This is a genomic window from Streptomyces longispororuber (genome assembly GCF_024448165.1).
In the GTDB taxonomy this organism is placed as follows: domain Bacteria; phylum Actinomycetota; class Actinomycetes; order Streptomycetales; family Streptomycetaceae; genus Streptomyces; species Streptomyces longispororuber_A.
The window spans coordinates 33,942-56,936 of sequence record NZ_JAMOLN010000028.1 but is presented as its reverse complement, the minus strand read 5'-3'; the positions used below and the strand labels follow the sequence as shown (position 1 = coordinate 56,936).

The window sequence follows — 22,995 nt, the reverse complement described above, 5'->3', positions numbered from 1 at the left end:
GTTCCGGGCCCGCTAGCTCGGGTTCTCGGCGTGGGTCAGCGTCTCCCAGGCCACGAACAGGTTGTTGGACCCGGCGGGCCGCTGCTGCTCGGTGAGCTTCTGGGTGTTGGTCATGGCGGTGCCGAGGCGGGTGTGCAGGGCGTTGTAGCCGACCTCGGTGACCGGTCCGAGGCCGCGCTTGACGGTGCCGCCGCACAGCGAGCTCGGCGGCGCCTCACCGAGCTCGTACTTGGACTGGAAGCCGAGCGCCTGCCGCAGCCGCTCGCCGACGTCGGTGCCGTACAGGTCCTGCCCCTGGATGCGGCTGGTCTCGGCGATGTGCGAGATGGCCGAGATGCCGTATCCGGTGTGGGTGAAGTCGCGGCAGGTCTCCTGGGTCAGTCCCGTCATGAAGGTCGACTGGCCCTGCCAGTAGTTGACGATCTTCTCCTTCGTGTCCAGGTTCTGGCTGGGCACGGTCTTGGGCAGCGCGCCGTCCGAGGACAGGTACACGTACGCGGCCGTGCGCGTCCGGAACTTGGCCATGGCCTTGTCGTAGGAGGTCTTGTCCTCCAGGAAGACGGAGATGCCGACGGCGGCCTCCATCATCGACAGCTCCCAGTTGCCGTTGGAGTTCGAGCCGTTGATGACCTTGGGCAGGTAGACGTCGCGCAGCATCGTCCGGAAGCGGCTCTCGTTCGCCCAGCCGCCGGAGTACGTGTACTTGATGAGCTCGGCGGCCTTGGGCCAGGAGGAGCCGGCCCAGCCGGTCTGCAGGGGCGCGTTGCTGTTGGTGTGCTCCTTGATCGTGCCGGACCAGGCGTCCATGAGCGCGATCGACTTCTTCGCGTACCGCTCGTCGCGGGTGAAGTACCAGGCGAGCGCGTCGGTGTACGCGGCTATCGCGTCCTCGCGCTCGTCGGTGCAGCCGTAGTTGGGGTTGGAGTACGAGCCGCACTCGACGGTGGCACGGGGCTTGGGCGTGCGGTTCAGGTCGGCGTACTTGCTCGCCAGCATCTGGTCGAGGGCGCCCTTCCAGGGCTGCGCCCCGGCGTCGGCCTTGGCCTTGGCGAAGTCCAACTGCCCCTTGGAGACGGTGACTCCGGGGTGGGCGAAGGTCGCGGGGGCCGCGTCGGCGCGGTCCGCTCCCGGCCAGGCGACGACGCCGGCGACCAGGGCGGTGACGGCGGTGGCGAGGGTGGCAAGCAGGGTGGTGCGCGATCGTCGGTGACGAGCCTGCATGGTGGGGGCCATCCGTTCTCGTATGTGAACGCGGGGCGCCGATGTGAACCACGGCGCTGGCCGGTGACCCTAGGTACGGACCAGCCTTCCGTCAAGTACTGAGAAAAGAACGGCAGTTGAGGGCCCACGAGGCGGGCGGGCAACGAAAAGCCGGGGGCCGCGCACCCTGACGGATGCGCGGCCCCCGGCCACGTACGAACGAGCTGCGTCAGCGGACCTCGGTGATCTCCGGGCCGCGCTGGAGCTGCCCCATGCCGCCGGAGAAGCGCGAGCTCTCGTCGGAGGCCTGCGTGGTGCCCTCGGCGACCATCTGCGCGTCGTCCGGGAGCTTCAGGACGATCGGGTCGCGCGGGGCCATCGGACCCTCGCCGCGCACGACGACCGTGTCCCGGAAGATCTGCTCGAGCAGGCCGGCCGCCTGCGGCTGCACGGCACCCTGCCCGGAGATCACACCGCGCAGGAACCAGCGGGGGCCGTCCACGCCGATGAAGCGCACCACCTGGAAGCCGCCGGTGCCGTCCGGCAGCTGCACCGGCACCTGGGCCCGCAGCTCCCAGCCGAGCGAACCCTCGACCTCGTCGATCACACCACCCTGCTGGGTGATGCCCGTGGCGATCTCCTCACGGACCTCGCCCCAGATGCCCTCCTTCTTGGGGGCGGCGAAAGCCTGCAGCTGGACCGCGCTGTCCTGGAGGACGACGGTCGCCGCGACGATCGCGTCACCCGCGACCTCCACCCGCAGCTCCATGCCCTCCACACCGGGGACGAAGAGTCCGCCCAGGTCGACCCGGCCCTCGCCGGGCTCACGGACCTCAGAGGCGTCCCAGGGACCGTCGGGACGCGGCTCGGGCTCGAGCCGCACGCGCTCCGGCTCACCCTCAGCGTCCGCGTCGGCACTGTCGACGACCTGCTCGGCCTCGCCCGCCGCGTCCACTGCGTCCTCAGCGGAGCTGTTCTTCTTGCGACGTCCGAACACGTCACTGTCCTTCCCGGTCGGATACGACCGAAGCGTATCGATTCCCACCCTTTTGACCGTCCGCGCCCACGGCGGCATGCCCGCCGGTGGACCCGAAGCCCCCCTCGGCCCGCACCGAATCGGGAAGCTCCGCGACCTCCTGGAAGCGGACCCTCTCGACCTGCTGGACGACCAGTTGGGCAATCCGGTCGAAGCGCTCGAACCGCACGCTCTCGCGCGGGTCGAGATTCACCACGATCACCTTGATCTCCCCACGGTACCCGGCATCCACCGTCCCTGGGGCATTCACCAGAGCGACACCGCAGCGTGCGGCGAGACCGGATCGTGGGTGCACGAAGGCCGCGTACCCCTCGGGCAGCGCGACAGACACTCCGGTGGGCAGCACGACCCGCTCCCCCGGGGCGAGTTCGCACGCCTCCGTGGTGCGCAGATCGGCCCCCGCGTCGCCCGGGTGCGCGTACGCGGGAAGCGGTACGTCGGGGTCGACGCGGCGGATCAGCACGTCAAGCGTCACGGGTTCACCTCGAAGGCACGCGCACGCCGGACCTGGTCCGGGTCGCTCATGGCCGCCTGGATCTCCTCCGGGCGTCCGTTGTCGATGAAGTGGTCGACCTTCACCTCGATGAAGAGGGCGTCGGCACGGACGGCGACGGGCCCGTCGGGGCCGCCGATCCGGCCGGTCGCGGTCGAGTAGATCTTGCGTCCGGCGACGGCGGTGACCTCGGCGGACAGGTGCAGCACGGTGTCCACCGGCACCGGCCGCACATAGTCCGTCTCCAGCCGCCCGGTCACGGCGATGGTCTGGATCAGCCAGTTCAGGGAGCCGAGCGTCTCGTCCAGCGCCGTGGCGAGCAGACCGCCGTGCGCCAGACCCGGCGCACCCTGATGGGCGGCCCGGACGGTGAACTCGGCGGTGACGCTGACGCCCTCGCCGGCCCGCGCCTCCAGATGCAGCCCGTGCGGCTGCTCGCCGCCACAGCCGAAACAGTGTCCGTAGTGCGCACCGAGGAGCTCACCGGGAGCGGGCGCGTCGGGGTGCCGTACGGGCGCTATGGCGTCGGCCGGGGGCGTCAGAGCTGCTGAAGTACCACTCACAGGCGCAGACCTTACCCGCGCGTCCTGAGGGTTCACGCATCGTGCCAAGCTTGAGCCCATGGAGCACTCGACGACGCCTTACGAAGAACGCCTCACCGCACCACGCGCGTGGTGGCTCGTCACGTTCCTGGTGGGCGTCGCGTGCGGCATCATCCTGCTGCCCTTCGGCACGCTGCCGATGCTCGGCGGCCTCGTCGGCGGCCTCCTCGTGGCGGCCGTGATCACCAGCTCGTACGGCTCGATCCGGATCCGCGTCGTGGCGGACTCGCTGGTCGCGGGCGATGCGAAGATCCCGCTGTCCGCCCTGGGCGACGTCGAGGTGCTTGACGCGGAGGAGGCGCGCGCCTGGCGCACGTACAAGGCCGATCCGCGCGCCTTCATGCTGCTGCGCAGCTACGTGCCCACGGCGGTCCGGGCGAAGATCACGGACCCGGCGGACCCGACGCCGTACGTCTACCTCTCGACGCGCGAACCTGAAGCTTTGGCAAAGGCTCTGAGCCGGGCCTGAGACCCGGCCGCCCGGAAGTCCGGAACTCAGCCCTCGATCTCCAGGGCGTCCTTCGGCGTGGGCAGGGCCGGCAGCTCGCCGAGCGCGTCCCACGGGACCTGCAGGTGCCGGAGGTCCTTGCGGACCCGGTCGGCCAGCTTCTTCGTGTCGCGCCGGTTCATGAACGCGCCCACGGCCGCGCCGACCATGAACGGCGTGAGGCTCGGCAGGTTGCGCACCATGCGCTTCATGATCTGCTGCCGCAGCTCGCGCTTCATCTGTCCGCCGAGCGCGACGTTGACGGACATCGGCTTGGTGACCTCGATGCCGCGCTCCTGCGTCCACGAGGTCAGATAGGCGCTGCTGCGGTCCTTCAGATTGCCTGCGGGCCGCACTCCGTAGACCTCGTGCAGCTCGGCGATCAGCTTCAGCTCGATCGCCGCGACACCCGTGATCTCCGCGGCCAGCTCGGTCGGCATCGCGGGCGGTACGGGCAGCATCGCGGCGGCGCCGACTCCCGCGCCCACCGTGGACGAGGCCATCGCCGCACCGGCGACGAGCTTGTCCGCGATCTCCTCGGGGCCGAGCCCGGGGAACTGCTTGCGCAGGGTCGCGAGGTCCCGGACGGGAACCCGCGGCGCGTTGTCGATGATCCGGTCGGCGAGGTAGCCGATGCCGGCCTTGGCGGCGGCGCCGCTCTTGACCATCCCCGTTCTCGCGACGGTGCCGCTCTTGCGCACACCGTCCCTGACGGCGGTCACCCGCCGCCTCGTCGTCTGCGCCCTGGTCTCCACGGCGGCGCTGTCGGCGTCGTGCGGGAGCACGATGCCGGCCGCCTCCAGGTCGCCCGTCACCTCGTGGTCGTCCGCCGATTCGAGCGAGGCGTCTTCACGACCGGAAGAGCCTCGCTCGTCGTCACGCACGGCCTCTGACGGGCCTTCTGCCGTCCCTCGGAGCTTCTTGAGGGAACGGCGCTTCCAGGGCGGGGTCGAGCCAGTCATGCCCGACCCTGCCTCAGTCGCAGTCGCGGCAGATCGGCTGCCCGTTCTTCTCCCGCGCAAGCTGGCTGCGGTGGTGCACCAGGAAGCAGCTCATGCAGGTGAACTCGTCCTGCTGCTTGGGCAGGACGCGGACGGCCAGCTCCTCGTTCGAGAGGTCTGCGCCCGGGAGCTCAAGGCCCTCGGCCGCCTCGAACTCGTCCACGTCGACGTTCGACGCGGACTTGTCGTTACGCCGTGACTTCAGTTCCTCAATGCTGTCTTCGTTGAGGTCGTCATCGGTCTTGCGTGGGGTGTCGTAATCCGTTGCCATGTCGCTCTCCCCCTCTGGGTGTCTGCGGTGTCTCAGCGCACGTAACGCATGAGAGGCCGGACTTGTGCCCGACCTGAGGCGGAGATTTTGCCTCACATCAAGGTCTGTTACTCAATCGACACCCAACCGGACCCCTCATGAGTGATCGGCTTGGGTGGCGAACGGGACCGTACACGGTCCGATTGACGCACTGCACGGGCGCCACCCCGTGTACTTCCCGTGATCAAGCTGCCCGAAAACCCGGATTTTCCCGGCTTTCCGGCGACCTTGGCGATCACGGAGAGTGGATGGCCGGAAATTCGCCCATGTGATCGATCACACACGGCCTTCCCGGGCGCAGGTCCCGAAAATTCCGCTAAAAGCGAACTCCTCAGCACGTCGGCGGAAGCATGTCAGATCCGCACGCGGCGTGCACCTTGAACCGACCTAGATCGGCAGGGTGACGCGCATCACGAGCCCACCCCCCTCGCGCGGCTCGGCGCTGATCCGGCCGCCGTGGGCGCGCGCGACGGACCGGGCGATGGAAAGGCCGAGGCCCACGCCCTTGTCGCTGCCGGTGCGCTCCGTGCGCAGCCGCCGGAACGGCTCGAAGAGGTTGTCGATCTCGTACGCGGGGACCACCGGGCCCGTATTGGCGACCACCAGGACCGCCTGGCCGTGCTGCGCCTCGGTGTCGACCTGGACCCAGCCCCCGTCGGGGACGTTGTACCGGATCGCGTTCTGTACGAGGTTCAGCGCGATGCGCTCCAGGAGGACGCCGTTGCCCTGGACGACCGCTTCCTTGCGCTCGCCGCGGATCTCCACGCCCTTCTGCTCGGCCTCGGCCCGCGCCTGGTCGAGCGCCTGGGAGGCGACCTCGGCCAGGTCCACGGGCTTGCGCTCGACGATCTGGTTGTCGCTGCGGGCGAGCAGCAGCAGGCCCTCCACGAGCTGCTCGCTGCGCTCGTTCGTGGCGAGCAGCGTCTTGCCCAGCTGCTGGAGCTCCACGGGGGCGCCGGGGTCGGAGAGGTGGACCTCCAGGAGGGTGCGGTTGATCGCGAGGGGGGTGCGCAGCTCGTGCGACGCGTTGCCCACGAAGCGCTGCTGCGCCGTGAACGCCCGCTCCAGGCGGTCCAGCATCTCGTCGAAGGTGTCCGACAGCTCCTTCAGCTCGTCGTCCGGGCCGTCCAGCTCGATCCGGCGGGAGAGGTCCGTGCCGGCGACGCGGCGCGCGGTGCGGGTGATCCGGCCGAGCGGCGACAGGACGCGGCCCGCCATCGCGTAGCCGAAGGCGAAGGCGATGATCGCGAGGCCGAGCAGCGCCATCAGGGAGCGGCTCAGCAGGACGTCCAGGGCGTGCTGGCGCTGCTGGTTGACGCAGTCGCTCAGCGCACTGTTCAGCTCGCTGGCGGGGATCCTCGTCCCGTCCGGAATGTTGCAGACGTTGCTGGAGACGGTGCCTTCGACGATCTTGAACGGGAGCTCGCTGCCCACGTTCAGAGCCTGGGCGGCCAGCAGGTAGATGATCGAGAGCAGCAGGATGCCCGCGATCAGGAACATGCCGCCGTACAGCAGCGTGAGCCTTATGCGAATGGTGGGGCGGAGCCAGGGGAAGGGGGGTTCGACCCCGGCTCCCGGCTTCCAGGTCGGCTTCGGTGGCGCCTTGGGCGGCGCGGGGGTGGCGGCCATGGAGGGATCAGATCCGGTATCCGGAGCCGGGCACGGTGACGATGACGGCGGGCTCGCCGAGCTTGCGACGCAGCGTCATGACGGTGACGCGGACGACGTTCGTGAACGGGTCCGTGTTCTCGTCCCAGGCCTTCTCCAGGAGCTGCTCGGCGGAGACGACGGCGCCCTCGCTGCGCAGCAGCACCTCCAGGACCGCGAACTCCTTGGGGGCGAGCTGGATCTCCTTGCCGTCGCGGAACACCTCGCGCCGGTTCGGGTCGAGCTTGATCCCCGCACGCTCCAGGACGGGCGGCAGGGGCATGCTCGTACGGCGTCCGAGGGCCCGGACGCGGGCCGTCAGCTCGCTGAACGCGAAGGGCTTGGGGAGGTAGTCGTCGGCGCCCAGCTCCAGGCCCTCCACACGGTCGCTGACGTCGCCGGAGGCGGTCAGCATGAGGATGCGGGTGGGCATGCCCAGCTCGACGATCTTGCGGGCGACGTCGTCGCCGTGCACGAGCGGGAGGTCGCGGTCGAGGACGACCACGTCGTAGTCGTTGACGCCGATGCGCTCCAGGGCGGCCGCACCGTCGTACACGACGTCGACGGCCATGGCCTCCCGGCGCAGTCCGGTGGCCACCGCATCGGCGAGCAGCTGCTCGTCCTCGACGACGAGTACGCGCACGTCGCTAGTCCTTCCTCTGGTCACCCGCGGGCATCGTTCGGGCGCACGCGAGCAGGTCCTATCATGGGTGTGAGTCACCATCCTGCCCCTTTCGGCCATAAACCGGCTGTAAGGCGGTCAGGCGTCCGGGGAATACCGGGATTTTCTCGGGGGGTTGAGGTTTCCGCGGAACGGAGCGGGGGGAGGACGGCCTTACACCCGCGATCACGCTTTGTATGTGGCGTGCCACGAACCGCTTACCGCAGGGCGGCTCGAGACGTGATCGCCCCTTCCACAGGGCACACCCCCGTGCCACGACCCACGACCCAGGACGAGGGGGCGCAACCATGGACGCATTCACCGCAGGACTTCTGCAGCGCATAAAGGCGGCGGAGTCCGACCTGACGCGGGCGCGCGAGAGCGGCGACGACTTCCTTGCCGAGGTCGAGCAGGGCGAGCTGGACGACCTCCACCGCCTTGCCGCCGAGCACGGCGTGGAGATCCACGCCTCGAGCGTCTGACACGCACCACGAAGGGCCCCGGCACCTGTTCGATCCAGGCAGGTGCCGGGGCCCTTTCGCGTGCACGGACCCTGTCGCGGGCGGTGCGGGGTGCCGCTCAGTCGTGCCAGGCGCCGAGCTCTTCCAGCCACTTCTGGAGCGGCTCGAAGAGGCCGGGCGGCGCGGCGATCGTCAGCTCGGGCGACACGGGCTCGCCGGGACGGCCACCGGTGAGCGCGCCCGCTTCGCGCGCGATGAGGTCGCCGGCCGCGAAGTCCCAGGGGTTCAGGCCACGTTCGTAGTAGGCGTCCATGCGGCCCACCGCGATGTCGCACAGGTCGATCGCGGCCGAGCCGCCACGCCGGATGTCGCGCACCTTGGGGATCAACTGCCGTACGACATCGGCCTGGTGGACGCGGCGCGCCTCCAGGTAGCCGAAGCCGGTGCCGACCAGGGCCTGCTCGAAGGGGGGTGCCACGCGCGCGTGGGCGGGCCGGTCGTTCACGAAGGCGCCCTGGCCGAGGACAGCGCGGTAGGTCTCGGCGCGCATCGGCGCCGCGACGACGCCGACGATCGTCTCGCCGTCCTTGCGGGCCGCGATGGAGACGGACCAGTCGGGGCGCCCGTAGAGGTAGTTGACCGTGCCGTCGATGGGGTCGATCACCCACTGGACGCCGCTGGTCCCCTCGCGGCTCGCCCCCTCCTCGCCGAGCACCCCGTCGTCGGGGCGGCGCTCGGCCAGGAAGTCCGTGATCAGCTTCTCCGAGGCGATGTCCATCTCGGTGACCACGTCGACGGCGCTGGTCTTGGTGGCGGCGACACCGAGGTCGTCCGGGCGGCCGTCGCGCAGGAACGCGCCGGCTCGGGCCGCCGCCTCCAGGGCGACGTCGAGCAGTTCGGCCTTGAGGGCGTCGAGGGTCTGGGGGTCGGTCACGTGGCGTCCTTACGCGTACGGGCTGTCGGCGCCCGCGGCGGCGGGCTTGGCGGCGCGGGCCGGGCAGCAGCCCACCGGGCACAGATCGTGGCTCGCGCCGAGCGTGCCCAGCACGCACGGCGTGACGTTCCTGCCGCTCTCGCTCGCGGCACGCTCCAGGATGAGCTCCCGTACGGCGGCGGCGAAGCGCGGGTCGGCGCCCACGGTGGCGGAGCGGCGCACCGGAAGGCCGAGCTCCGCCGCCTTCTCCGTGGCCTCGGTGTCGAGGTCGTAGAGGACCTCCATGTGGTCGGAGACGAAGCCGATGGGCGCCATCACGACCGCGGGGACCCCCGCGGCGTGCCGCTCCTCCAGGTGGTCGCAGATGTCGGGCTCCAGCCACGGGATGTGCGGGGCGCCGGAACGCGACTGGTAGACGAGCTGCCAGGGGTGCTCGACACCGGTCTCCTCGCGCACGGCGTCGGCGATCAGCCGGGCGACGTCCAGGTGCTGCTTCACGTACGCCCCGCCGTCCCCGTGGTCCTCCACGGGGCCCGAGCTGTCGGCCGCCGCGTCCGGGATGGAGTGCGTGGTGAAAGCGAGGTGGGCGCCGGCCCGCACGTCGTCGGGCAGGTCCGCGAGGGACGCCAGGACGCCGTCGATCATCGGCCGGACGAAGCCCGGGTGGTTGAAGTAGTGCCGCAGCTTGTCGATCGTCGGCAGCTCCAGGCCCTCCGCCTCCAGGGCGGCCAGCGACTCCGCGAGGTTCTCCCGGTACTGGCGGCAGCCCGAGTACGACGCGTACGCGCTGGTCGCGAGGACGAGGATGCGGCGGTGGCCCTCGGTCACCATCTCGCGCAGCGTGTCCGTCAGGTACGGCGCCCAGTTCCGGTTGCCCCAGAAGACCGGCAGGTCCAGGCCGTGGTCGGCGAAGTCCTTGCGCAGGGCGTCGAGCAGCGCCCTGTTCTGCTCGTTGATGGGGCTGACCCCGCCGAACAGGAAGTAGTGCTGTCCCACTTCCTTGAGCCGCTCCTTGGGGATTCCTCGGCCGCGCGTCACGTTCTCCAGGAACGGGACCACGTCGTCGGGGCCCTCCGGCCCTCCGAACGAGAGCAGCAGCAGGGCGTCGTAGGGGCGGGCGGTGGTCGGGGCAGCGTGCGCTTCTGGCATGTGTTCGATCCTGCCACCCGTCACTGACAGGCGGAAAACTGCCATGCCGCCCACTTCTGACACGCGTAAGCTGTATCAGCCACGTTTACGCCTTACCTCGTGCGCCGTTTCCCCCACGCCAGACCTCTTGCGCCTGACCGCCCTCCGGAGTCCCGTTGCCCAGCCCCTACCGCGCCATATTCGCCCTGCCCGGCACCAAGAGCTTCTCCGTGGCCGGGTTCCTGGGCCGGATGCCCCTGTCGATGATGGGCATCGGGATCGTCACGATGGTCTCGCAGCTGACCGGGCGGTACGGCCTGGCCGGTGCGCTGTCGGCGACGGTGGCCCTGTCCGCCGCGGCCATCGGGCCGCAGATCTCCCGGCTCGTCGACCGGCACGGCCAGCGGCGGGTGCTGCGCCCGGCCACCCTGGTCTCGCTCGTCGCGGTCGCGGCGATGCTGCTGTGCGCCAAGTACGAGGCGCCGGACTGGACGCTCTTCCTGAGTGCCGCGTTCATCGGCTGCGTGCCGAGCGTGGGTTCGATGATCCGGGCACGCTGGGCGGTCCTGTACGGCGACGCCCCGCGGCAGTTGCACACCGCGTACTCCTTCGAGTCCGTGATCGACGAGGTCTGCTTCATCTTCGGGCCGATCATCTCCATCGGTCTGTCCACGGCGTGGTTCCCCGAGGCGGGCCCCCTGCTGGCCGGCTGTTTCCTCGCGGCCGGTGTCTTCTGGCTGACCGGGCAGCGCGCCACCGAGCCTGCGCCGCACCCGCGCGAGCAGCACGGCGGCGGATCCGCGCTCCGCGCGCGCGGGCTGCAGGTCCTGGTGGCCACGTTCGTCGCGACGGGAGCGATCTTCGGGGCGGTCGACGTGGTCACGGTGGCCTTCGCCGAGGAGCAGGGGCACAAGTCGATGGCGAGCGTGGTGCTCGCCGTGTACGCGGCCGGGTCGTGCGTCGCCGGTGCCGTGTTCGGGCTGCTGCACTTCAAGGGGGCGCCCGCGCGCAGGTGGCTGGTGGGGGTCGTCGCGATGGCCGTGAGTATGATCCCCCTCCAACTGGTCGGGAACCTGCCGTTTCTGGCCGTGGCGCTCTTCGTTGCGGGCCTGTCCATCGCGCCGACGATGATCACGACGATGGCCCTCGTCGAGCAGCACGTACCACGCGCGAAACTGACCGAGGGCATGACCTGGGTGAGCACCGGACTCGCGGTCGGTGTCGCGCTCGGTTCCTCCGTGGCCGGCTGGGTGATCGACGCCGCCGGCGCGAAGGCCGGGTACGGGGTGCCGGGGGTCTCCGGCGCCGTCGCGGTCCTGGTCGCGTTCCTGGGGTACCGCCGGCTGAAGCAGCCGGTTCCGCAGCGGGGAGGAACTACCGATGAGCACGGCGCACACGGGCAGCACGAAGAGCGGCGAAGCGTGGCGTAACTGGGCGGGGAACGTCACCTCCCGCCCCGTACGCGAGGTGACACCCGCATCGGTCGAGGAGCTGACCGCGGCCGTGCGCCGGGCCGCGGAGGACGGACTGAAGGTGAAGGCCGTCGGCACGGGCCACTCCTTCACGGCCGCCGCCGCGACCGACGGGGTGTTGATACGCCCTCAACTGTTGACCGGCATCCGCACCATCGACCGGGAGAACGGCACGGTCACGGTCGAGGCCGGCACCCCACTCAAGCGACTCAACCTGGCCCTGGCCCGTGAGGGCCTGTCGCTCACGAACATGGGCGACATCATGGAGCAGACGGTCTCCGGCGCCACCAGCACCGGCACCCACGGCACCGGCCGCGACTCGGCCTCCATCGCCGCGCAGATCAAGGGACTCGAACTGGTCACGGCGAGCGGCGAGGTGCTCACCTGCTCCGAGAAGGAGAACCCGGACGTCTTCGCAGCGGCCCGCATCGGCATCGGCGCGCTCGGCATCGTCACGGCCATCACCTTCGCCGTGGAGCCGATCTTCCTGCTCACCGCGCGCGAGGAGCCGATGGCCTTCGACCGGGTGCTCGCTGACTTCGACGAACTGCACGCCGAGAACGAGCACTTCGAGTTCTACTGGTTCCCGCACACCGGCAACTGCAACACCAAGCGCAACAACCGCAGCGCGGGCCCCGAGGCCCCGGTGTCGAGGATCAGCGGCTTCGTCGAGGACGAGCTGCTGTCCAACGGCCTCTTCCAGGTGGTCAACTCGATCGGCCGGGCCGCGCCCGCCACCATCCCGGCCATCGCCAAGATCTCCAGCAAGGCGCTGTCCGCCCGCACGTACACCGACATCCCCTACAAGGTCTTCACATCTCCGCGCCGGGTGCGCTTCGTGGAGATGGAGTACGCGGTTCCGCGTGCGGCCCTGGTGGAGACGCTGCGCGAGCTGAAGACGATGGTGGACCGCTCGAGCCTGCGGATCAGCTTCCCCGTGGAGGTCCGCACGGCCCCGGCCGACGACATCGCGCTGTCCACGGCCTCCGACCGCGACACCGCCTACATCGCGGTGCACATGTACAAGGGCACGCCGTACCAGCGGTACTTCACGGCCGCCGAGCAGATCTTCACCGCCCACGAGGGGCGCCCCCACTGGGGCAAGGTGCACACGCGCGAGGCCGCGTACTTCGCGGAGGTGTACCCGCGCTTCGCCGAGTTCACGGCGCTGCGCGACCGCCTGGACCCGGACCGGCTGTTCGGCAACGGCTACCTGCGCCGGGTCCTCGGCGACTGATTCCTCCTCGGCTTCCTCCTCGGCTTCCTACTCGGCCGGGGTCTGCTGCTGCCCCGACCCGGTGTCCGCGCCCGCCCCGCCCGCGCTCTGCGACGGGGTCGGCGTGGGCGTCGGAGTCGGCGACGTACCGCTCTCCCCCGAGCCGGAACCGGAGCCGCTGTCCGCACCGCTGTCGGACCCGGAGTCCGAGTCCGAGCCGGTCCCGGAGCCGGTGCCGGTGCTGCCGCTCGGCGTCGGGGTGGGTGTCCCGTTCCCGTCCGTGGACGAGCCGTCGCCGTCCTGCCGGGTGCCACTGTCCGAGCCGGTGCTGCTGTCGTCGGAGGGCTGCTGCGAGGTGCTGGGGGCGGGGTCGCTGCCACCGGAGGACCTGTGGCCGGTGAAGGCCTCCCGGAACGAGGTCGTGCCGCTGTCCCCGCTGAAGCTGTGACCGGAGACGATCTCGTAGGTGGTGATGCCGCCCATCGTCACGCCGAACACGACGGCCGCGGCGATCAGAGGCCGCTTCCAGCTCTTGACGCGGGACCGGTGCACGGTCCCGTCCGTGAACTCGTCGGTGCCGTCGGTGAACTCGTCGGACGGGAGCGGGGGTTGCTGCGGCTCACCGACGGGGCGCAGCACCTGCGTGGCCTGGTCGACCGCCTCGGCCCTGAGGAGTTGCGTCTTCTCCGGGTCGTCGGGCAGCAGATCGGCCACGGCGCCGGTGTCGAGGAGCTGGGTGCCGTCGTCGGCGCCGGGTATCTGCTCGGCGGCGGACAGCTGCGGCAGCACCGTCGTCGCCTCGGCGTCCGCCGTGGCCGGCGTCCCCCAGGTGATGGTCGTCGGCACGGCTCCGGTGGCGGGGCGCGCGGTGGGCGGCTCGGCGCCCGTGACCATGGCCTTCGTGGCGTCCATCGAGGTGTCCGAGCGGAAGGTGCGCGGCACCGGGCGGCCCTCGGCCGTGACCGGCACCTGACGCCCCTTCGGCTTCGTCTGCACCGCGACGTCGCGTATCTGCTCGCCCGTGCGCTTGAAGAAGTGCTGGAAGAGGGTGCCGCCGCTGGTCGCGAGGGCGCTGACCACACCCGCGCCGAGGATCGTCCCGTAGACGCCGAAGCTGGAGGCGAGTTTCGCGGCCACGACGGCGGCGACCGCACTGCCCGCCACCTGAGGCACGCTCAGATCCAGCCGCTTCTTCTCCTTGGGCCCGCCCTGATCGTCCTTGGAGTTGTCCGGCTTCTCGCCCATTTCCCGCCCTTGCCTGCCTTTCTCGACATCTGCGTGCATTTCCCAGCGAAGCTCACGAGGGTACGTGAACCTCCTGTGTCACACGAGAAAGGGACGTATGACCGAAGTCCTTAGTTCCGCTTCTGCAGATTTCGTGAAGCACGCCACGTGGATCCCTCACGAATCGGGCGCCGCGCAAGGGCGCCCCGTACCCAACTCCCGTCCCCTGTGAGAAGTTCGGCGGCGTGCCGATCCACGCAAGTGGCCCGAATGGAGTACTGTTGCGAGCCCTGGGTCCGGTCTCCCGCCAGGGTGTCCGGGGCCTTCCAGGACCGCCGGGAGGGGGCTCGTTGCACAGGGTGACGACTTCGGTCACTTAGCGTTGCGAACAGGTAACCGTGCCATAACGGCGCTCTCGGGTCGATGCCCGACACGCCGGGCAACTCGGCAAGGTTGTGGCAGGCTGCACCCGGGCAGGCCACACTCGACTAGCGGAAGCAGCGACGCACGTGACGTCGGCAGGCACCACCCGGGAGGTCCCCATGCCCGAACTGCGTGTCGTGGCCGTCTCTAACGACGGCACACGGCTGGTGCTGAAGGCTGCGGACAGCACGGAGTACACGCTTCCGATCGACGAGCGCCTCCGGGCCGCCGTGCGCGGCGACCGTCCGCGTCTCGGCCAGATCGAGATCGAGGTGGAGAGCCACCTCCGCCCGCGCGACATTCAGGCGCGCATACGGGCAGGCGCCTCCGCCGAGGAGGTCGCCCAGCTCGCGGGCATCCCGGTCGATCGTGTACGCCGCTTCGAGGGCCCCGTGCTCGCGGAGCGTGCCTTCATGGCCGAGCGGGCCAGGAAGACCCCCGTGCGCCGTCCCGGCGAGACCACCGGCCCCCAGCTCGGCGAGGCGGTGCAGGAGCGACTCCTGCTGCGCGGCGCCGACAAGGAAACCGTCCAGTGGGACTCCTGGCGCCGCGACGACGGCACCTGGGAAGTCCTGCTCGTCTACCGGGTCGCGGGCGAACCGCACTCGGCGAGCTGGACCTACGACCCGCCCCGCAGGCTCGTCCAGGCCGTGGACGACGAGGCGCGCTCGCTGATCGGCGAGTCCGACGACATCGGTGCGCCCGAGCCCACGTTCCCCTTCGTGCCGCGGATCGCCCGGCTGCCCAGGGACCGTCCGCTGGACCGCGCCCTGGACCGGCAGTTGGAGCGTCCCGCGCCGCCGCCCGAGCCGCCGGTGGAGGACAACCTGCCGGCGATCGCCTCCTCGTCGGAGCGCGACTCGCTGACCAGCCTCCTGGAGGCGGTGCCCAGCTACCGCGGCGACATCGTGGTGCCCGACCGTCCGACGACGGCTCCCGAGCCGCCGCAGGAGGAGCCGGAGCCGCCCGCTGCCGCCGAGGTGGAGGAGCCGCCCGCGCCCGCCGCGTCGGCCGGCGCCGGATCCGCGTACGCCGACGTGCTGATGCCGCGTGCCGTCGCGGGCCACCGTGACCGCCTCACCGGCACCACGGACCGCCAGGCCGAGGCCGATGGAGTGCGTCCCGGACGCCGGGCAGCGGTGCCGAGCTGGGACGAGATCGTGTTCGGCACGCGCCGCAAGAAGCAGGAGTAGCGCGCGGTCCTCGTCGGCATGCGTACCAGTACAAGTGCCGGTACGAGCGCCGGCCTACGTGTCGGCATACGTAGACGTGGATCGCGGTTTCTGACCGCATACGGAGACGGGGCCCGCGCCGGACGACGGCGCGGGCCCCGTTCCCGTAGGCACCCCTACTGCGGGTCCGCGCCCGTCGCCACGGGACGGGACTCGTCCGCGGACCACTCCGACCACGAGCCGACGTACAACTGCGCGTCGATGCCCGCGACCGCGAGCGCCAGCACCTCGTGGGCGCCCGAGACTCCGGAGCCGCAGTACACACCGACCTGGCCCGGATCGCCGGTCGCGCCAAGGGACTTGAAGCGGTCGGCGAGTTCGGCCGCGGGGCGCAGCCGGCCGTCCGCCGCGACGTTCTCCGTGGTGGGCGCCGACACGGCGCCCGGGATGTGGCCGCCGACCCGGTCGACGGGCTCCGTGTCGCCCCGGTAGCGCTCGGCCGCGCGGGCGTCCAGGAGGAGTCCGGAGCGGGCCAGGGCCGCGGCCCCGTCCGCGTCGAGCAAACCGGTGGCACCGGGTGCAGGCTCGAAGGTGCCCGGCTCCGGCGACGGGACGTCGGTCTCCAGCGGCCCGTCCCACGCGGCGAGACCGCCGTCGAGGACCCGCACGGACGGGTGCCCCGTCCAGCGCAGCAGCCACCAGGCACGGGCCGCCGCCCAGCCCTGACCGCCGTCGTACACCACGACGTCCCGGTCCGCCGAGACCCCTGCCGCCCGCAGCGAAGCACCGAGGTCGGCCAGCTCGGGAAGCGGGTGACGCCCCCGGCCCTCACCCGCGTGACCTGCGAGTTCCGTGTCGAGGTCGAGATAGACGGCGCCCGGGACGTGGCCCTCCTCATAGGCCGCCCGGCCATCGAAAGCCGGGGCCCCCGCGGCCTTCGCGAGGCTGAGCTGCCAGCGGATGTCGAGCACTACGGGGGGATTTTCCCCCGCCGACTCGCTCGCCAGTTGGGATGCGGTGATGATGGCATTCATGAGGGTCATCCTTGCTCATGGTCTGGCCCGAGAGGCCCCGTTCGGATAGCGTGCTCGATCGACTACCGAGCGTGCAACGGCCGGGTCATGGCGCTGCAATGAGTGCGAAACATCGTTTCGGGCATCCTCTGCGAGGAGTCCGGCGGTTTCGGCGCGGTCAGGAAGCGCCGCGCGGCACGGAGTGCCACCATCAGCACGGGCGTGATGCGACACCGCGGGTTCCCGAGTGAGGAACCCCCGAGGGTTCGTTCCGAGGAGAGAGTGACGATGACCGAGGCAGCAGCCCGGCGCGCACCGGGCACCCCGTGCTGGGTGAGCCTGATGGTGCACGACATGGCCGCGACCCAGGAGTTCTACGGGGCGCTGTTCGGCTGGGACTTCCGGCCGGGCCCGCAGCAGCTCGGCCCGTACGTCCGGGCGCTCCTCGACGGCAGGGAGGTGGCCGGCATCGGTCAGCTGCCGCCCGACCGCCATCTGCCGGTCGCCTGGACCCCCTACCTGGCCTCGGACGACGTGGACGCGACCGCCGAGACGGTGCGGCACTGCGGCGGCACCGTGGGCGTCGGACCGCTGGACGCCGGCGAGGCGGGCCGGATGGCGATCGGGTCCGACCCGGCGGGCGCCGTGTTCGGCGTCTGGCAGGCGGCCGCGCACCGGGGCACGGCGGTGACCGGGGTGCCGGGTGCGGTGGCCTGGAACGAGCTGGTGACGCGGGAGACGGCGACGGTCGCCAAGTTCTACCAGGCGGTCTTCGGCTATGCGGAAGAGGCCGTGGTCTCGGCCGACTTCGACTATCTGACGCTGCAGCTGGAGAGCCGTCCGGTGGCCTCCGTGCACGGCGTCGGACACTCCCTGCCACGCGACAGGGGCGCGCACTGGGAGACGTACTTCGAGGTCAGGGACGTGGACGAGGCGGTGGAGCGGGTCGCCGACCTGGGCGGGCACGTGGTCAAGCCGGCCCGGGACGGATCGCACGGCCGGGTGGCGACGGTGGCGGACCCGGAGGGCGCGCACTTCGCTCTGGTGGCGTCCCGGACCCAGTAGTCGCCATGACGCCCCAACACCCCTGCTGGACAGCGGACTTGTGACCGGGCGGCCCCGGAACCGACCGTGGCGCGCGCCTTCCGGCACAGGGCCTGAGCAGCCCGTCCGGCGCCGGAGGCGTGATCGGCCCCGCCGATAGACTGCGGCCGTGAACGATCAGCAGGCAGCCACCAAGTCCGCGCGGGCCGCCGGGTCCCAGACCCTGGCGCGGGGCCTGACGGCGCTCGGGGTCGTCGCCGACGCGCCGCAGGGCCTCACCGTGCAGGAGGTCGCCGAGCGACTCGGCGTGCACCGCACGATCGTGTCCCGGATCCTGACCACGCTGGCCGACTTCCACCTGGTCACCCGGGCCGGGGACGGGCGGTACCGGGCGGGGGCGGGCACGGTCGTGCTCGCCCGGGGGTACGCGGCCGGGCTGCGCGACGCGGTCCTGCCGGTCCTGCGCAGGGCCGCCGAGGAGCTGGGCGCCACGGTCGCGCTGATCGCCGAGGAGGGCGACGAGGCGGTCGCGGTCGCCGTCGTCGAACCGCAGTCGGTCGACTACCACCTCGCCTACCGCGTCGGCAGCCGCAACCCGCTGGGGGTCGGCGCGGCGGGGCTCGCGCTGGCCTCCCTGCACCCGCCGTTCCCCGGCGAGGCGGCGGAACTCGCCGCGATCCGGGAGCAGGGGTACGCCGGCACCTACGGACAGGTGGAGCCCGGCGCCCACGGTGTCGCTGTCCCGCTGCGACTGCCCGACCCCGCGACCCGGCTCTGCATCAACCTGATCACCGCCCGCGCGGCGCTGGCCCGGGACGCCGTGCCGCGGATGCTGGCCGCGGCGGAGGAGATCCGGCTGCTGGCGGACGGCGTCGCGTAGCCCCTGCCCAGTCCGGCCGGGTCCGGCAGGATCGGTCCTGCCCGCGGGTCAGGACGATGCGTTCCGGCCCGCTCCTGCCAGGTCGAGGGCGATGTCGGTGATCATGTCCTCCTGGCCGCCGACCATGCCGCGCCGGCCCGCCTCGACGAGGATGCTGCGGGTGTCGAGGCCGTAGCGCTCGGCGGCCGCCTCCGCGTGGCGCAGGAAGCTGGAGTACACCCCCGCGTAGCCGAGGCTCAACGTCTCGCGGTCCACGCGCACTTCGCGGTCCTGGAGGGGACGGACCAGATCGTCGGCGGCGTCCATCAGCGGGAACAGGTCGCAGCCGTGCTTCCAGCCCTGCAGGTCGGCGACGGCGACGAAGGCTTCGAGCGGGCAGTTGCCGGCGCCCGCGCCCTGTCCGGCGAGGGAGGCGTCGACACGGGTGACGCCCTCCTCGACGGCGACGACGCTGTTGGCGACGCCGAGCGCGAGGTTGTGGTGGGCGTGGATGCCGAGCTCGGTGGCCGGGTCGAGGACGTCGCGGTAGGCGCGGAAGCGCTCGCGCACGCCGTCCATGGTGAGGCGGCCGCCGGAGTCGGTGACGTAGACGCAGTGGGCGCCGTAGGACTCCATCAGCTTGGCCTGGCGGGCGAGTTCGGCGGGCTCGGCCATGTGGGACATCATCAGGAACCCGGCGACGTCCATGCCCAGCTCGCGGGCCGCGGCGATGTGCTGGGCGGAGATGTCCGCCTCGGTGCTGTGCGTGGCGACGCGCACGGAGCGGATGCCGAGGGCGTGCGCCTGCTTGAGGTCGTGGATGGTGCCGATGCCGGGGAGCAGCAGCGTCGTGGGAACGGCCCGCCGCGTGGCGTCGACGACGGCCTCGATCCACTCCCAGTCGGTGTGCGCGCCGACGCCGTAGTTCACGCTGGACCCGGCCAGGCCGTCGCCGTGCGAGATCTCGATGGCCGCGACCCCGGCCGCGTCGAGGGCGGCGGCGATGGTGCGGGCCTGCTCGGTGGTGTAGCGGTGGCGGACGGCGTGCATGCCGTCCCGCAGGGTGACGTCCTGGACGTAGAGCGTGGTCACTTGGCGGCCTCCGTCAGCTGGTGCGCGGCCATGCGCTCGGCGGTGCGCAGCGCGGCCGAGGTCATGATGTCGAGGTTTCCGGCGTAGGCCGGCAGGTAGTGGGCGGCGCCCTCGACCTCCAGGAAGACGGAGACCTTCAGCGCCTCGCCGGTCCCCTCGGGGACGAGGCCGTGCAGCGCGTCGCCGGGGCGCACGGCGTCGAACTGCACCTCCTGCTTGAGGCGGTAGCCGGGCACGTACGCCTGGACGCGCTCGACCATCTCCCGCACCGACGCGGCGATCGCCCCGGTGTCGGCGGCGGAGACCAGGCAGTGCACGGTGTCCCGCATGATCAGCGGGGGCTCGGCCGGGTTGAGGACGATGATCGCCTTGCCGCGGGCAGCGCCGCCGACCTGCTCGATGGCCGACGACGTGGTCTCGGTGAACTCGTCGATGTTGGCGCGGGTGCCGGGCCCGGCCGAGCGGGAGGCGATGGAGGCGACGATCTCGCCGTAGTGGACCGGGGTGACGGCGTTCACGGCGGCCACGACCGGGATGGTGGCCTGGCCGCCGCAGGTGACCATGTTGACGTCGGTCGCGTCGAGGTGCGCGTCGCCGTTGACGGGCGGGACGACGTACGGGCCGAGCGCGGCCGGGGTCAGGTCGATCAGGGTGCGGCCGAGGGGGCGCAGCACCTCCGCGTGGTGGCGGTGGGCGCCGGCCGACGTGGCGTCGAAGACGATGCGCACGTCCTCGAACTCCGGCATCTTCACCAGCCCTTCGACGCCCTCGTGCGTGGTGGCCACCTTCAGGCGGCGGGCGCGGGCCAGTCCGTCGGAGTCCGGGTCGATGCCGGCCATCGCGACGATCTCCAGCGTCTCGGACAGCCGCAGGATCTTGATCAGGAGGTCGGTGCCTATGTTGCCGGAGCCGATGACGGCGACCTTCGTGCGCGTGCCGTTGCCGTGGCCGTTGCTGTTGCCGTGGCAGTGGCCGTTGCTGTTGCTCACTTCTCTTCTCCCTGTGCCGCGAAGGTGACCTGGACGGAGCCGAGGCCGGTGATGGTGGCCTCGAACGTGTCGTCGGGGGCGGCGGGCACCATCGGGCCGAGCGCACCGGTCAGCACCACGTCACCGGCGCGCAGCGGGTCGCCGCGCTCGGCCAGGGCACCGGCCAGCCAGGCGGCCGCGTTGAGCGGGCTGCCGAGGCAGTCGGCGCCGGTGCCGCGGGACACGGTCTCCCCGGCGCGGGTCATGGTCATCTCCACGGCGCGCAGGTCGAGGCCGGTCAGCGGGACGGGCGTACCGCCGAGCACGTAGAGACCGCAGGAGGCGTTGTCGGCGACGGTGTCGACGATGGAGATGTCCCAGCCGGCGATGCGGCTGTCGACGATCTCCAGGGCGGGCAGCGCGAAGTCGACGGCGCGCAGCACGTCGGCGACGGTGCACTCGCGGTGCGGCAGGTCGTGGGCGAGGACGAGGGCGACCTCGGCCTCCACCTTCGGCTGGAGCAGCGCCCCTGCGGGTACCTCACCGCCCTGGGCGACCTCCATGTCGGCGAACAGGGCGCCGAAGTCCGGCCGGTCGACACCGAGCTGGGCCTGCACGGCGGGCGAGGTGAGCCCGATCTTGCGGCCGACGATCCGGCGTCCGGCGGTCAGTGCGCGCTGCACGTTCAGGCGCTGCACGACGTACGCCGTCTCCACGTCGCCGTCCGCGAACAGCGGACGTACGGGCGGACAGGGAACCCGGGTGCGAGTGGCCTCGGCCAGCGCGTCGGCGGCCTTGACCACCGCCGGGGGGACGTCCTGCGACATGGGCGACCTCCAAGGAATCCAGAAGAGGAAGGAACGGAAGGAACGGGTGGAGCGGGTGGAGCGGGTGGGGAAATCTCCGGCCGGAGTCACCGGGTGAAGTCTCCGGCGGTGATCTCCGGTATAGACAACGACACGAGGAAGGGGCAAAAGTTGTTCCGTGACACGGAACAACGAGGGCGGCAACATGTTGCAGAAGTCCGCCCTGATCCTGGAAAGCTTCCTGCCGGGCGGCGGCCCGTTCCGCCTGTCGGAACTCGTGGAGAGGACCGGTCTGGCCAAGCCCACGGCCCACCGGCTCACGGCGGATCTGGTCCGGCTCGGCTGGCTGGAGCGCTCGGGTCCGTACTACCGGCTCGGCGCGAAGCTGTTCGAGCTCGGTTCGCTGGTGCCGGGCCGCCGCGATCTGCGGGAGACGGCGCTGCCGTTCCTCCAGGACCTCTTCGAGGCCACGCACGAGACGGTCCACCTGGGCGTGCGCGAGGGGCTGGAAGTGGTGTACCTGGAGCGCATCCACGGCCACGACTCCCCGTGGCTGCCCTCCCGGATCGGCGGCAGCCTCCCGCTGACCTGCACCGGAGTCGGCAAGGCGCTGCTCGCGTTCTCGGGCGCCGAGCTCACCGAGGAGGTGCTGTCGCACCCGCTGCCCAGCCTCACCCCGTACTCGATCACCGATCCGGAGCAGCTGCGCACGGCGCTGGAGAAGACGCAGGTCTCGGGTCTCGCCTACGAGGAGCGGGAGGCGGCGGAGGACGTCAGCTGCATCGCCGCGCCGGTGTTCGCGGGCGGCACCGCCGTCGCGGCGCTCTCCGTGGCGGTGCCACGGGCCCGTTACCGGCCCGCCCAACTGGCCCCCGCGGTGCGGACGGCGGCCCTGGGCCTGTCCCGGCTGCTGCGCGGCGGCGTCTGACCGGCGAGGCCGAGCCGACCTGGTCAGGCGCAGGAAGTCAGGCGCAGGAGGCCAGGCGCAGGAGATCAGGCCGAAGAGGTCAGGCCGGAGAGGTCACGCCAAGGAAGTCAGGCCAAGGAAGTCAGGCCGAGGAAGTCAGGCCAAGGAAGTCAGGCCGAGGAAGTCAGGCCGAGGAAGTCACCGGCAGCACGTCCGGCGACAGCGCGGCGGCTCGCGCGGAGGCGCTGGTCATCCGCTTGCGGTGGTGCCTGCGGCACAGCACCTCGTACCCGACCGTCTCGACGGGCGTCCCGACGTCACCGACGACGACCTGCTCGCCCTCGACCACCATCTCGCCGCCCACGGTGCGCGCGTTGTGCGTGGCCCGTGCCCCGCACCAGCACATGGCCTCGACCTGCAGCGTCTCCACCCGGTCCGCGAGTTCGACCAGGCGCTGCGAGCCGGGGAACAGCTTGGAGCGGAAGTCGGTGGTGATGCCGAAGGCGAAGACGTCCAGGTCGAGGTCGTCGACGACGCGGGCCAGCTGGTCGATCTGGCCGGGCGCGAGGAACTGCGCCTCGTCCGCGATCACGTAGTCCACCTTGCCGCCCTGCGAGAGGTGCTCGACGACGTACGCGTACACATCCAGGTCGTCGGCGACCTCGACGGCGTCGGTGACCAGGCCGAGGCGCGAGGAGAGCTTTCCCTCGCCGGCCCGGTCGTCGCGGGTGAAGATCATGCCCTGCAGGCCGCGGGCGGACCGGTTGTGCTCGATCTGCAGAGCCAGGGTGCTCTTTCCGCAGTCCATGGTTCCGGAGAAGAACACCAGCTCGGGCATG

24 protein-coding genes are annotated in these 22,995 nt (G+C 71.3%); 8 read left to right on the top strand and 16 right to left on the bottom strand.

The annotated features are described in order from the left end of the window. Positions 1–12 precede the first annotated feature (12 nt). From M4J07_RS11105 to M4J07_RS11090, 4 genes are all read right to left on the bottom strand, one after another. Positions 13–1,221 carry an alginate lyase family protein gene (locus M4J07_RS11105; protein WP_255970486.1) on the bottom strand — a complete coding sequence of 403 codons (1,209 nt, stop codon included), beginning with the start codon at positions 1,219–1,221 and terminating at the stop codon, positions 13–15. A 208-nt stretch (positions 1,222–1,429) separates the two neighbouring features. After that, positions 1,430–2,197 (bottom strand): DUF3710 domain-containing protein, encoded by a 768-nt coding sequence (locus M4J07_RS11100; protein ID WP_255970483.1) that lies wholly within the window; start codon positions 2,195–2,197, stop codon positions 1,430–1,432. A 1-nt stretch (position 2,198) separates the two neighbouring features. Then, positions 2,199–2,711 (bottom strand): dUTP diphosphatase, encoded by a 513-nt coding sequence (dut, locus tag M4J07_RS11095; RefSeq protein ID WP_372345300.1) that lies wholly within the window; start codon positions 2,709–2,711, stop codon positions 2,199–2,201. Next, positions 2,708–3,292: a PaaI family thioesterase gene (locus tag M4J07_RS11090; protein ID WP_255970481.1), complete on the bottom strand. Its 585-nt coding sequence runs from the start codon at positions 3,290–3,292 to the stop codon at positions 2,708–2,710. Before M4J07_RS11090 ends, dut begins: the two co-directional genes overlap by 4 nt. A 58-nt stretch (positions 3,293–3,350) precedes the next feature. Here M4J07_RS11090 and M4J07_RS11085 point away from each other — a divergent pair, with 58 nt between their 5' ends. Then, a complete protein-coding gene (locus M4J07_RS11085) occupies positions 3,351–3,800 on the top strand; it encodes a DUF3093 domain-containing protein (RefSeq protein ID WP_255970479.1) in 450 nt (149 codons plus the stop codon). A 26-nt stretch (positions 3,801–3,826) separates the two neighbouring features. Here M4J07_RS11085 and M4J07_RS11080 read toward each other — a convergent pair whose 3' ends face one another. The 4 genes from M4J07_RS11080 to M4J07_RS11065 all read right to left on the bottom strand — a co-directional run bounded on the left by M4J07_RS11080 (position 3,827) and on the right by M4J07_RS11065 (position 7,419). Then, a complete protein-coding gene (locus tag M4J07_RS11080; protein ID WP_255970477.1) occupies positions 3,827–4,780 on the bottom strand; it encodes a hypothetical protein in 954 nt (317 codons plus the stop codon). 13 nt (positions 4,781–4,793) lie between these two features. Continuing rightward, a complete protein-coding gene (locus M4J07_RS11075; protein ID WP_018535993.1) occupies positions 4,794–5,090 on the bottom strand; it encodes a DUF4193 domain-containing protein in 297 nt (98 codons plus the stop codon). A 426-nt stretch (positions 5,091–5,516) separates the two neighbouring features. Next, complete coding sequence (locus tag M4J07_RS11070; protein WP_255970467.1) at positions 5,517–6,758, bottom strand: sensor histidine kinase; 1,242 nt, start codon at positions 6,756–6,758, stop codon at positions 5,517–5,519. A gap of 7 nt (positions 6,759–6,765) precedes the next feature. Continuing rightward, positions 6,766–7,419: a response regulator transcription factor gene (locus M4J07_RS11065; RefSeq protein ID WP_255970465.1), complete on the bottom strand. Its 654-nt coding sequence runs from the start codon at positions 7,417–7,419 to the stop codon at positions 6,766–6,768. A gap of 326 nt (positions 7,420–7,745) precedes the next feature. On the opposite strand from M4J07_RS11065, the gene M4J07_RS11060 reads away from it, so the two are divergent. Further along, on the top strand, positions 7,746–7,919 hold the full coding sequence (locus M4J07_RS11060) for a hypothetical protein (RefSeq protein WP_255970462.1): 174 nt from the start codon (positions 7,746–7,748) through the stop codon (positions 7,917–7,919). A 97-nt stretch (positions 7,920–8,016) separates the two neighbouring features. Here the strand turns inward: M4J07_RS11060 and M4J07_RS11055 are convergent, their stop codons facing one another. Further along, on the bottom strand, positions 8,017–8,832 hold the full coding sequence (locus M4J07_RS11055; protein WP_255970459.1) for an inositol monophosphatase family protein: 816 nt from the start codon (positions 8,830–8,832) through the stop codon (positions 8,017–8,019). A 9-nt stretch (positions 8,833–8,841) separates the two neighbouring features. After that, complete coding sequence (locus tag M4J07_RS11050; RefSeq protein WP_255970457.1) at positions 8,842–9,981, bottom strand: ferrochelatase; 1,140 nt, start codon at positions 9,979–9,981, stop codon at positions 8,842–8,844. 155 nt (positions 9,982–10,136) lie between these two features. Here M4J07_RS11050 and M4J07_RS11045 point away from each other — a divergent pair, with 155 nt between their 5' ends. Both M4J07_RS11045 and M4J07_RS11040 read left to right on the top strand, forming a co-directional pair. Next, on the top strand, positions 10,137–11,390 hold the full coding sequence (locus tag M4J07_RS11045) for an MFS transporter (protein WP_255970455.1): 1,254 nt from the start codon (positions 10,137–10,139) through the stop codon (positions 11,388–11,390). Beyond that, a complete protein-coding gene (locus M4J07_RS11040; RefSeq protein WP_255970453.1) occupies positions 11,341–12,669 on the top strand; it encodes a D-arabinono-1,4-lactone oxidase in 1,329 nt (442 codons plus the stop codon). Before M4J07_RS11045 ends, M4J07_RS11040 begins: the two co-directional genes overlap by 50 nt. A gap of 27 nt (positions 12,670–12,696) precedes the next feature. Here the strand turns inward: M4J07_RS11040 and M4J07_RS11035 are convergent, their stop codons facing one another. Then, complete coding sequence (locus M4J07_RS11035) at positions 12,697–13,893, bottom strand: hypothetical protein (RefSeq protein ID WP_255970451.1); 1,197 nt, start codon at positions 13,891–13,893, stop codon at positions 12,697–12,699. A 521-nt stretch (positions 13,894–14,414) separates the two neighbouring features. On the opposite strand from M4J07_RS11035, the gene sepH reads away from it, so the two are divergent. Continuing rightward, positions 14,415–15,488, top strand: coding sequence for a septation protein SepH (gene sepH / locus M4J07_RS11030; protein ID WP_255970448.1), 1,074 nt, complete (start codon positions 14,415–14,417; stop codon positions 15,486–15,488). A gap of 155 nt (positions 15,489–15,643) precedes the next feature. Here the strand turns inward: sepH and M4J07_RS11025 are convergent, their stop codons facing one another. After that, on the bottom strand, positions 15,644–16,501 hold the full coding sequence (locus tag M4J07_RS11025) for a sulfurtransferase (RefSeq protein ID WP_255970445.1): 858 nt from the start codon (positions 16,499–16,501) through the stop codon (positions 15,644–15,646). Between the two features lie 267 nt (positions 16,502–16,768). Between M4J07_RS11025 and M4J07_RS11020 the strand changes: the two genes are divergently transcribed. Together M4J07_RS11020 and M4J07_RS11015 are read left to right on the top strand one after the other, a co-directional pair. Further along, a complete protein-coding gene (locus M4J07_RS11020) occupies positions 16,769–17,545 on the top strand; it encodes a VOC family protein (RefSeq protein ID WP_255970442.1) in 777 nt (258 codons plus the stop codon). A gap of 148 nt (positions 17,546–17,693) precedes the next feature. Further along, entirely contained in the window at positions 17,694–18,404 is a 711-nt protein-coding gene (locus M4J07_RS11015) for an IclR family transcriptional regulator (protein ID WP_255970439.1), read from the top strand. A 48-nt stretch (positions 18,405–18,452) separates the two neighbouring features. Here the strand turns inward: M4J07_RS11015 and dmpG are convergent, their stop codons facing one another. The 3 genes from dmpG to mhpD are packed head-to-tail and all read right to left on the bottom strand — an operon-like array spanning position 18,453 to position 21,270. Next, entirely contained in the window at positions 18,453–19,475 is a 1,023-nt protein-coding gene (dmpG, locus tag M4J07_RS11010) for a 4-hydroxy-2-oxovalerate aldolase (protein WP_255970436.1), read from the bottom strand. Then, the gene (locus M4J07_RS11005; protein ID WP_255970433.1) at positions 19,472–20,464 is read right to left on the bottom strand and encodes an acetaldehyde dehydrogenase (acetylating); all 993 of its coding nucleotides are present in this window, start codon (positions 20,462–20,464) and stop codon (positions 19,472–19,474) included. The genes dmpG and M4J07_RS11005 overlap by 4 nt, the downstream gene beginning before the upstream one ends. Next, positions 20,461–21,270: a 2-keto-4-pentenoate hydratase gene (mhpD, locus tag M4J07_RS11000; RefSeq protein WP_255970430.1), complete on the bottom strand. Its 810-nt coding sequence runs from the start codon at positions 21,268–21,270 to the stop codon at positions 20,461–20,463. Before mhpD ends, M4J07_RS11005 begins: the two co-directional genes overlap by 4 nt. Positions 21,271–21,454: 184 nt before the next feature. Between mhpD and M4J07_RS10995 the strand changes: the two genes are divergently transcribed. Then, on the top strand, positions 21,455–22,177 hold the full coding sequence (locus M4J07_RS10995) for an IclR family transcriptional regulator (RefSeq protein WP_255970512.1): 723 nt from the start codon (positions 21,455–21,457) through the stop codon (positions 22,175–22,177). Between the two features lie 163 nt (positions 22,178–22,340). On the opposite strand, the gene M4J07_RS10990 is transcribed toward M4J07_RS10995, so the two are convergent. Beyond that, a complete protein-coding gene (locus tag M4J07_RS10990; protein WP_255970427.1) occupies positions 22,341–22,994 on the bottom strand; it encodes a thymidine kinase in 654 nt (217 codons plus the stop codon). Position 22,995 lies beyond the last annotated feature (1 nt).

Coding starts and splice junctions, on each gene's coding strand:
- M4J07_RS11105 (WP_255970486.1), bottom strand. CDS start 1,221: ATGCAGGCTCGTCACCGACGATCGCGCACCACCCTGCTTGCCACCCTC.
- M4J07_RS11085 (WP_255970479.1), top strand. CDS start 3,351: ATGGAGCACTCGACGACGCCTTACGAAGAACGCCTCACCGCACCACGC.
- M4J07_RS11080 (WP_255970477.1), bottom strand. CDS start 4,780: ATGACTGGCTCGACCCCGCCCTGGAAGCGCCGTTCCCTCAAGAAGCTC.
- M4J07_RS11075 (WP_018535993.1), bottom strand. CDS start 5,090: ATGGCAACGGATTACGACACCCCACGCAAGACCGATGACGACCTCAAC.
- M4J07_RS11070 (WP_255970467.1), bottom strand. CDS start 6,758: ATGGCCGCCACCCCCGCGCCGCCCAAGGCGCCACCGAAGCCGACCTGG.
- M4J07_RS11060 (WP_255970462.1), top strand. CDS start 7,746: ATGGACGCATTCACCGCAGGACTTCTGCAGCGCATAAAGGCGGCGGAG.
- M4J07_RS11050 (WP_255970457.1), bottom strand. CDS start 9,981: ATGCCAGAAGCGCACGCTGCCCCGACCACCGCCCGCCCCTACGACGCC.
- M4J07_RS11040 (WP_255970453.1), top strand. CDS start 11,341: ATGAGCACGGCGCACACGGGCAGCACGAAGAGCGGCGAAGCGTGGCGT.
- M4J07_RS11035 (WP_255970451.1), bottom strand. CDS start 13,893: ATGGGCGAGAAGCCGGACAACTCCAAGGACGATCAGGGCGGGCCCAAG.
- sepH (WP_255970448.1), top strand. CDS start 14,415: ATGCCCGAACTGCGTGTCGTGGCCGTCTCTAACGACGGCACACGGCTG.
- M4J07_RS11025 (WP_255970445.1), bottom strand. CDS start 16,501: ATGAATGCCATCATCACCGCATCCCAACTGGCGAGCGAGTCGGCGGGG.
- M4J07_RS11020 (WP_255970442.1), top strand. CDS start 16,769: ATGACCGAGGCAGCAGCCCGGCGCGCACCGGGCACCCCGTGCTGGGTG.
- mhpD (WP_255970430.1), bottom strand. CDS start 21,270: ATGTCGCAGGACGTCCCCCCGGCGGTGGTCAAGGCCGCCGACGCGCTG.
- M4J07_RS10995 (WP_255970512.1), top strand. CDS start 21,455: ATGTTGCAGAAGTCCGCCCTGATCCTGGAAAGCTTCCTGCCGGGCGGC.
- M4J07_RS10990 (WP_255970427.1), bottom strand. CDS start 22,994: ATGCCCGAGCTGGTGTTCTTCTCCGGAACCATGGACTGCGGAAAGAGC.